The sequence below is a fragment of the Deinococcus detaillensis genome, assembly GCF_007280555.1.
GTDB classification, from domain to species: domain Bacteria; phylum Deinococcota; class Deinococci; order Deinococcales; family Deinococcaceae; genus Deinococcus; species Deinococcus detaillensis.
In genome coordinates, this window is sequence record NZ_VKDB01000080.1 from 1 (window position 1) to 1349 (window position 1349).

The 1349-nt window shown below is 58.2% G+C and carries 2 protein-coding genes; both read left to right on the forward strand.

Annotated features, from left to right (window positions below; genetic code table 11):
- Positions 1–202 (forward strand): hypothetical protein (locus tag FNU79_RS19605; RefSeq protein WP_225430218.1); only part of this gene is annotated, 202 nt, incomplete at its 5' end.
- Between the two features lie 60 nt (positions 203–262).
- Complete coding sequence (locus FNU79_RS18925; RefSeq protein WP_143722338.1) at positions 263–1069, forward strand: COG4705 family protein; 807 nt, start codon at positions 263–265, stop codon at positions 1067–1069.
- Positions 1070–1349 lie beyond the last annotated feature (280 nt).

Below are 1349 nucleotides of genomic sequence, written 5' to 3' on the forward strand. Positions count from 1 at the left end.
TGAGCGCGGTCACCGCGCTCAGGGCGGAGAGACTCCGAATCACGTGAATGTGCAGGACGGCGCGGGTGTCGACGCCCTGCACCAGATACGCCCAACACTGGAGCGAGCTATACCTTTGAAGAAATGGTCATCGGCACTGCAAGGTAAAACAGATTCGAAATCAACAGGAGAGGCGACGCCCGTGATGGACGCCGCCTCTTGACATACCTTGCTCCTCAAGTTGGGAGGCAGGGCAGCACACACATCACCAGAGGGGTGAGAAATGATTCAAGCCAACAGAGACGCCACTGCGACCATTCCCGCCTCTCCCACCGAACCGGCGCACAGCTTGAGCAAAGTTCCCGAGGTCGTGCTGCTGTTCTGGGCCATCAAGATTGCGGCGACCACCCTTGGAGAAACCGGCGGAGACGCCCTCTCCATGTCGCTAAATCTCGGCTACCTGCTCAGCACGGCAGTCTTCGCTGGCCTCTTTCTCATCGCGGTCTCCGCGCAGATGAAGACCCGGAAGTTTCGCCCGTTTATTTATTGGACGACCATTATCGCCACGACCACGGTGGGGACGACCCTCGCCGATTTTGTAGACCGCTCACTCGGCATCGGCTACGCGGGCGGAAGCCTGCTGCTCATCAGCTTGTTGCTTGGTTCACTGTACATGTGGTACCGCACCACCGGCAGCGTCTCGGTGGCCTCAATCACCACGCGGCGGGCTGAACTGTTTTACTGGATCACCATCATGTTTTCGCAGACGCTTGGCACTGCCCTCGGCGACTGGACAGCTGACCCTGTAGGCCTCGGACTGGGCTATACGGGCGCAGCGCTGATTTTTGGCGGTGCACTGCTGCTGTTGGTGCTGGCCTACTACAAAACCAAGATTTCTCATACGGTGCTGTTTTGGGCGGCGTTTATCCTGACCCGTCCGCTGGGCGCGGCACTGGGCGATTTTCTCGATAAGCCGGTTGACAAAGGTGGCCTCGCCCTTGACCGCTTCACCGCTTCCCTGGTGTTGCTGGCGTTGATCGTCGTCTGCCTGTTCTTGTTCAGGCAGCGGGCCAGCAAAGCCATGCACTAACCCGCTTCTGGTTGCTTCTGAGCAGCCCGCTGAGTAGAGCGAGCTACACTTCTGAGACGATGGTCATTGGCGCGGCGCGTTAAAAACAAAGCAGTGTCTCAAGGAAAGGGCGGCGTCCATAGTGGGCGTCGCCCTTCTTCCAACTTGCTTAGCACAGTGGAAAACTCACTCGCGCTTCTATCAGCGGTTTAATCTTGGTCTTCGTGCTGGTCAGCGCGGCGCATAAAGGCCGTTCTTCTGCGCAAAGTGAAGCGCTGACTCCAGCGGATTAGTGCTCTAT